The organism is Candidatus Binatus sp., from assembly GCF_036567905.1.
In the GTDB taxonomy this organism is placed as follows: Bacteria; Desulfobacterota; Binatia; order Binatales; family Binataceae; genus Binatus.
This window is the reverse complement of the sequence record NZ_DATCTO010000100.1, coordinates 35,064-42,572: the sequence shown is the minus strand read 5'-3', so window position 1 is coordinate 42,572 and position 7,509 is coordinate 35,064. Positions and strand designations below refer to the sequence as shown.

Here is a 7,509-nt window from a genome sequence, read left to right as displayed (position 1 = left end):
GGAACCCAGGGAGGGTTCCACATTCAATTAAGTTCTTCTCGATTGCGCGCCGGTGATAAAGTGGTTTGCATGCCCACCGCGCTCGACGATTTTCATCCCGCCGTTCGCACCTGGTTCGAGCGCCGCTTTGCGGCGCCCTCGCGCGCGCAGGAGCTTGGATGGCCCGTCATCGGCGCCGCCACGCCGGCGCCCGGCTTCGACGTCCTGCTATGCGCGCCGACCGGCAGCGGCAAGACGCTGGCCGCCTTCATGTGGGCAATCAACGGGCTGGTCGTCGGCGCGGCGCGCAACGGGCTGCGCGATGAAGTCTCGGTGCTGTACGTTTCGCCGCTCAAGGCGCTGGCCAACGACATCCGGCTCAATCTCGAGGAGCCGCTCGACGGCGTGCGCGACGCCGGCGCCGAAGCGGGCCTCGATCTTTCGCGCATTCGCGCCGGCCTTCGCACTGGCGACACCTCCGCGAGCGAGCGCGCTGGGATGCTGCGGCGTCCGCCGCATATTCTGGTGACGACGCCCGAGTCGCTGTTCATCCTGCTGACCTCGCCCAGGTTTCGCGAAAAACTCGCCGCCGTCCGCCACGTGATTGTCGATGAACTCCACGCGCTGGCCGGCAACAAGCGCGGTGCGCATCTCGGGCTGACGCTGGAACGGCTGGAGCGCTTCGTGACGAGTCGCGGGAATGCGCGGCCGAATCGAATCGGCCTGTCGGCGACGTTGAATCCGATCGAAAAGCTGGCCGGGTTTCTGGCCGGCTACGAAGTGGCGCGCGACAACTCGCGCTCGCCGCGTCCGATAAAAATAGTTCGCGCCGACGATCGCGTCCGCACGATGGACCTCGAGGTCATCGCGCCCGGCCCCGAGCTTGGACCGCTGGCCACGCATCCGCATTGGGAAGCGATGTACGACGAAGTTGCGCGCCTGATCGGCCAGCATCGCACGACGCTGGTTTTCACGCTCAGCCGCCGCTTTGCCGAGCGGGTCGCACTCAATCTGCAGAAGCGGCTCGGCGCCGACGCCGTGATGGCGCATCATGGCAGCCTCGCGCGCGCCGAGCGGCTGCTCGCCGAGCAACGCCTCAAGCGCGGCGAGCTGAAGGCGATCGTCGCGACCGCGTCGCTCGAACTCGGCATCGACGTCGGCGCCGTCGAGCTCGTCTGCCAGCTCGATTCGCCCAAGTCCATCTCGGCCGCGATTCAACGCGTCGGCCGGTCGGGGCACAGCCTCGGCGCGACTCCCAAGGGGCGCTTCTTCGCGCTGACCACCGACGATTTGCTCGAATGCGGCGCGGCGGTGCGCGCGATTCGCCGCGGGCATCTCGACGAAGTGGAAATCCCGATGGGATGCGCCGATGTCGCGGCGCAGCAAATCATCGCAATCGCCGCCGAGGAAGAGGAAATCGCCGAAGCCGAGCTGCTGCGCGTGCTGCGCAGCGCCTATAACTTCGGCGATCTCGACGCCCATAAGATGCGTCATCTTCTGGAACAACTCGCGGCCGAGTTTCCTGAAAAAATCACGGGCGCGTCGCCAAAGATTTTTTTCGATCGCGTCAACGCCCGCGTCCGCCCGCGCCGATCCGCCCGCCTGTCGGCCATCACCTCGGGCGGAACGATTCCCGAAGCCGGCAACTACGACGTCGTGATCGAGTCCGAGGGCCGCAAGGTCGGCGATGTCGAGGAAGACTTCGCGCAGGAATCGTCGCGCGGCGACGTGTTCTCGCTCGGCTCGATGCCCTGGCAGATTCAGCGCATCTCGCGCGGACGCCTGATGGTCGAGCCGGCGCCCGGGATGGCGCCGACGCTGCCGTTCTGGCAGACCGAGGCGGGCGGGCGCTCGCAGGCGCTGTCGGCGGAGATTTGCGACCTTCGGCGCGAGATTTGGAGCCGTCTCGAACGCAACGAATCGGCGGCCGACTGGCTGACGAGCGAATGCGCGATGTCGGAGCGCGCCGCCATGCAGGCCGTTGACTACGTCCGCCGCGGGGTCGAGGCGCTCGGCGCGATCCCGGACGAAAGGACCGTCGTCGTCGAGCGCTTCTTCGACGGCGTGGGCGGCACGCAAATCGTCATTCACACGCCATTCGGTATCCGCCTCAATCGCGGACTTGGCCTGGCGATTCGAAAGCGCCTATGCCAGTCGTTTGATTTCGAAATCCAGGCGTCGGCGATCGACGACGGGGTGCTGCTCGCGCTGAATTCGCGGCATAGTTTTCCGCTCGACACTCTGTTCGGCATGCTGAAGGCGCGCAACGCGCGCGAGGTACTTATCCAGGCTCTGCTGGCTGCGCCGATGTTCGAAGTGCGCTTCCGCCACGTCGCCACGCGCGCGCTGGCGGTGATGCGCTCATCGCACGGCAAGAAGGTGCCTGCCTGGATTCAACGCATCCGCTCGCAGGAGCTTCTGTCCGCGATTTTTCCCGGCCAGCAAGCCTGCTTCGAGAATCGGCCGGCCACGATCGAACTCCCGGACCATTTTCTGATCGAGGAAACGATTCGCGAATGCCTGGAGGAGTCCACCGACCTGCCGCGCACGGTGCGGATGCTCGAAGGTATCGAGAGCGGCGCGATTCGCAGCGTCGCCGTCGATGCGATCGCGCCGTCGGTGTTTGCCCATCGTATCCTGCTCGCGTCGGACTATTCATTTCTCGACGACGGCGAACGCGCCAATCGCCGGTCGCGGACCGTGACGATGAATCGTGGCATGGCCGAGGACGTACTGCGCAAAGAAGACCTTTCCGAGCTGCTCTCGGCGGAGGCGGTCAGCAGCGTCGTCGCCGAAGTGACGGGCCGCGCGGCCGGACGCAGGCCGCGCTCGCGCGATGAATTGTACGAATTGATCCGGGCGCACGGTTCGCTCACGCAGGCCGAGGTTGAAGAACGCGCCGGCGAGAACGGCCGCGCGATGATTGCGGAGCTGGACGCGGAGCGGCGGATCGCACGTGTCAGCGTAAGCAGCGAAGCGCCAGCGCAAATCATTGCGAGCGAAGATAAGGCCATCTTTGCCGCCGCATATTCCACCGCGTCGATTGACGGCGGTTACCAATCGAGCGACGAGGGCCGCGATGGCGACGGTGCGCGCGCCGAACTCGTGCACCGCGCGATGAAGACTTGCGGACCGGCGACGGCCGGTGAAATCGCGGCGCGGCTGCATCTCAAAGAATCGGACGTCGAGCGGAATCTCGCAGCGCTGGAAGGGGCGGGCGGAATTTTTCGCGGTCATTTCACTCGCGCCGACGCGATTCAGTGGTGCGACCGCTACAACCTGGAACGGATTCATCGGATGACGCTGGCGCGGGTGCGCGCTGAAATCGAGCCGTGCGCGGATCACGAGTACGCGGCGTTTCGGCTGCGATGGATGCGTGTCGGCGGCGCTGAGCTGCCGGCCGATCAGAGCGGCGTCGCGACGGTGCTCGAACAGTTATCAGGTATCGCGGCGACGCCCGAGATTTGGGAGCGCGCGATTATCCCGGCGCGCATCGCAGGCTATCGGCCCGAGATGCTCGACCTGGTCTGCATGAGCGGCCGGATGAAGTGGGTCGCCGTTGCCGACGAAGGGGTCGAAGGCGCGCCTGGCGCGAGCACGCCGTTGCGGGTCACATTCATTGCGCGCAAGGCCAGCCTGTTTGTACCGCGCGAAGCATCCGCGCCGGGGGACGCGAAGGAGCAGGCGGTGCTGGAGGCGCTGGGAGCCGCGGGCGCGCAGTACCTGGATGAGGTCGCGGAGCGCGCGAATGTTTCGGAGCGCGACGCATTGTCCGCGCTATGGCGGATGGCGGCGGCGGGGCGCGTGAGCAACGACAACTTTGCGCCGCTGCGGATGTTTGCCGGCGATCGCGGCGCCGAGCGCGCGCTGGAGCCGGTCGCGCGCCGCCCGGCGACTCGCCACGACGCTGCGGTTCGCGCACGGCTGAAGTCGAGCCTGGCGGGCCGATGGTCGCTGATACGCGCGGGCGAGCATCGGGCAGGCAGCCCGGATGACGCGCGGGATCTCGCGCTCAAATTGCTCGAGCGCCATGGAATTCTCGCCCGGGAGATGCTCGGGCTGGAGTCGGCGCATATCTCGTGGAACGAGATCGCGTATGCGCTGCGGCGGCTGGAATATGGCGGCGCGATTAGGCGCGGGTGGTTCGTGAGATCGATTTCGGGGGAACAATATGCGCTGCCGGAGGCGGTGCAGATGCTGCGCGCGGCGCGCAGTCTTATTGCGGCGCGAGATAAACCGATTGCGTTGAGCGCAATCGATCCCGCCAATCCGTACGGCGCCGTGATTGCCGGATGCGGTATCGCGCGCGAGGCGGCCAACGTCGTGGTGATTCGCGCCGGCCGCGTGATCGCGGGATTGCAGGGGCGCGCGATGATCACGGCGGGCGAAGGCGGCGCCGGCGACGAGAGTTTTGGCGCGGCGGTGGCGGCTGTTCTGGCGCTGAAGCCGCGCATCACGCTCGATTCAATCGACGGTGTGGCGGCTCTGGAATCGCCGCGGGTCGGCATTCTGGCCGCGATGCGATTTCATTCCGATGGACGCTCGCTGGTGTTCGACGGATTGCATGGCCCGGCGCCCGCGCGCGCATCGCGCCGGAGTTAATCCAGCCGGTTGATTGGGCGCGCTCACGGGGTATTCTGAACGCATAGCAAATCGAATCGGATTGGTTGGGCGCGCCGGATTGGGAGCGCGCGTCACATTCCAGCAACCTATCAACCCAGTTACCGCGCGAGGAAGGCAGGACTCGATCAATGGCGACTAACAGTTTCGGTGCTCGTTCGACGCTTTCGGTGGAAGGCAAAAGCTACACGATCTTCAAGCTCGAAGCGCTGGAGAAGCGCGGGTATTCGCTGGCGCGGATGCCGTATTCGATCAAGGTGATGCTGGAGAACGTGCTGCGGCACGAGGACGGCGCGGTCGTGACGACCGGGCAGGTCGAGGCGCTGGCCAAATGGAACGGCAAGGGCGGAGAGCGGGAAATCTCGTTCATGCCGGCGCGCGTGCTGCTGCAGGATTTCACGGGCGTGCCGGTGGTGGCGGATCTGGCGGTGATGCGCGACGCGATCAAACGCCTCGGCGGCGATCCCGCCAAGATCAGCCCGCTGCAGCCGGTTGACCTGGTGATCGATCACTCGGTGCAGGTCGATTCTTTTGGCAGCGCCGATTCGTTCGCGGCCAACGCGCGGCTGGAATTCGAGCGCAACCGCGAGCGCTATCTTTTTCTGCGCTGGGGGCAGGGCGCATTCGACAACTTCCGCGTGGTTCCACCCGACACTGGAATCGTTCACCAGGTGAATCTGGAATATCTTGCGCCGGTGGTTTTTTCGTCGAAGAACGGCGAGGCGTATCCGGACACGGTGATTGGCACGGATTCGCATACCACGATGATCAACGGTCTGGGCGTGGTGGGATGGGGCGTGGGCGGAATCGAAGCTGAAGCCGCGATGCTCGGGCGCTCGGTGCCGATGCTGATTCCCGAAGTGATCGGGTTTCGGCTGGCGGGCAGCCTGCGTCCGGGGGCGACCGCAACCGACCTGGTGCTGACGGTCACGCAGATGCTGCGCAAGAAGGGCGTGGTCGGCAAATTCGTTGAATACTTCGGGCCGGGGCTCAAGTCGCTGCCGGTGGCGGATCGCGCGACGCTGGGCAACATGTCGCCCGAGTATGGCGCGACGATGGGATTTTTTCCGGTTGACGATCAGACGCTCACTTATCTGCGGCTGACGGGGCGCAGCGACGCCCAAATCAAACTGATCGAGGCCTACTGCAAGGCGCAAGGCCTGTTTAATTCCGCCGATGCGCCCGAGCCGAAATTTTCCGACACTCTCGAACTCGATCTCGGCAGCGTCGTGCCGAGCATGGCGGGGCCGCGCCGTCCGCAGGATCGAGTTGCGCTGACCGCGGCGAAGAGCGGTTTCCGCAGCGAGCTTGCCAAGGAATTCGAGCAGCATCCGAGCGTCGATCGCAAAGAGCTGGCGAAATGGGTGGCCGAAGGCGGCAACGGCGCGTCGGCGGGCGAAGCGGCGATTGTCGAATCGAAGCTCGGCCATATCGCCAACAAGGTCGAAGTGCATTCCGAGGGCGGGAGCTACGCGCTGACGCATGGCTCGATCGTGATCGCCGCGATCACCAGCTGCACGAACACGTCGAATCCGTCGGTGATGCTCGCGGCGGGAATTCTCGCGCAAAAGGCGGTCGCGCGCGGGCTGACGGTCAAGCCGTGGGTGAAGACCAGCCTGGCGCCGGGTTCCAAGGTCGTGACGCAGTACCTCAAGCGCGCGGGGCTGACCGAGTCGCTCGACAAGCTGCGCTTCAACCTGGTCGGCTACGGATGCACGACCTGCATCGGCAACAGCGGGCCGGTCGCGGAGGAGATCGCGGGGGCGGTGAAGCAGGGCAACCTGGTGGCATGCGCGATTCTGAGCGGCAATCGCAATTTCGAGGGGCGGATCAATCCCTCGGTGCGATTCAACTACCTGGCGTCGCCGCCGCTGGTGGTTGCATACGCGATTGCGGGCACGATGGATATCGACGTCGAGCACGAGCCGCTCGGCACGGGTTTAGACGGACGCCCGGTGTATCTGCGCGACATCTGGCCGTCGCAGGAGGAAGTGGCGGCGGCGCTGGCGGGTTCAGTTGACGCCGCGATGTTCAAGAGCGAGTACGGCCAGGTGTTCGACGGCGACGAGCGATGGAAGAGCCTGGCCGTGCCGGAGGGCAACCTGTTCCACTGGGAGAAGGATTCGTCCTACGTGAAGGCGCCGCCGTTTTTCGACGGGGTGACGGCCAAGGTGGGCGAGCTCTCCGATATCAGCGGAGCGCGGGCGCTGGCGGTGCTCGGCGACAGCGTGACGACGGATCATATATCGCCGGCCGGCTCGATCGCGGCCGACAGTCCGGCGGGCAAGTATCTGATCGCACATGGCGTGGCGCCCAAGGATTTCAACTCGTACGGATCGCGGCGCGGAAATCATGAAGTAATGATGCGCGGGACGCTGGCGAATATCCGGCTCAAGAACCTGATGGTGCCGGGGGTGGAAGGCGGCTTCACCGCGCATATTCCGGACGGCGAGCGGATGACGATCTTCGACGCGTCGGAGCGTTACTGCAAAGCAGGGACTCCGCTAATAGTGATCGCGGGCAAGGAATACGGCACGGGCTCGTCGCGCGATTGGGCCGCCAAGGGCGTGCAACTGCTGGGCGTGCGCGCGGTAATCGCGGAGAGCTTCGAGCGAATCCATCGCAGCAACCTGATCGGGATGGGCGTGCTGGCGCTGGAGTTCAAGGGCGGCGACAGCCGCGAGAAGCTCGGACTGACCGGGAAGGAAGTATTTTCGATCACGGGATTGAAGGCGGGGATCAAGCCGCGTCAGGCGGTGAAAGTACACGCGCAGTCCAGCGGCAAGCCGATCGAGTTCGAGGCGACGCTGCGGGTCGATACGCCCGAGGAGGTCGAGTACATCCGGCACGGCGGAATCCTGCCGTTCGTGCTGCGCGAATTGATTCGGCAGGGGTGACCCCTGCACCCAG

General features: G+C 65.5%; 2 protein-coding genes. Both read left to right on the top strand.

Going from position 1 to position 7,509, the window contains the following annotated elements:
• Nucleotides 1-69 precede the first annotated feature (69 nt).
• On the top strand, nucleotides 70-4,581 hold the full coding sequence (locus VIO10_RS15535; RefSeq protein WP_331966329.1) for a DEAD/DEAH box helicase: 4,512 nt from the start codon (nucleotides 70-72) through the stop codon (nucleotides 4,579-4,581).
• 149 nt (nucleotides 4,582-4,730) lie between these two features.
• Nucleotides 4,731-7,496 (top strand): aconitate hydratase AcnA, encoded by a 2,766-nt coding sequence (acnA, locus tag VIO10_RS15530; RefSeq protein ID WP_331966325.1) that lies wholly within the window; start codon nucleotides 4,731-4,733, stop codon nucleotides 7,494-7,496.
• The last annotated feature ends 13 nt before the right edge of the window (nucleotides 7,497-7,509 follow it).

Coding starts and splice junctions, on each gene's coding strand:
- VIO10_RS15535 (WP_331966329.1), top strand. CDS start 70: ATGCCCACCGCGCTCGACGATTTTCATCCCGCCGTTCGCACCTGGTTC.
- acnA (WP_331966325.1), top strand. CDS start 4,731: ATGGCGACTAACAGTTTCGGTGCTCGTTCGACGCTTTCGGTGGAAGGC.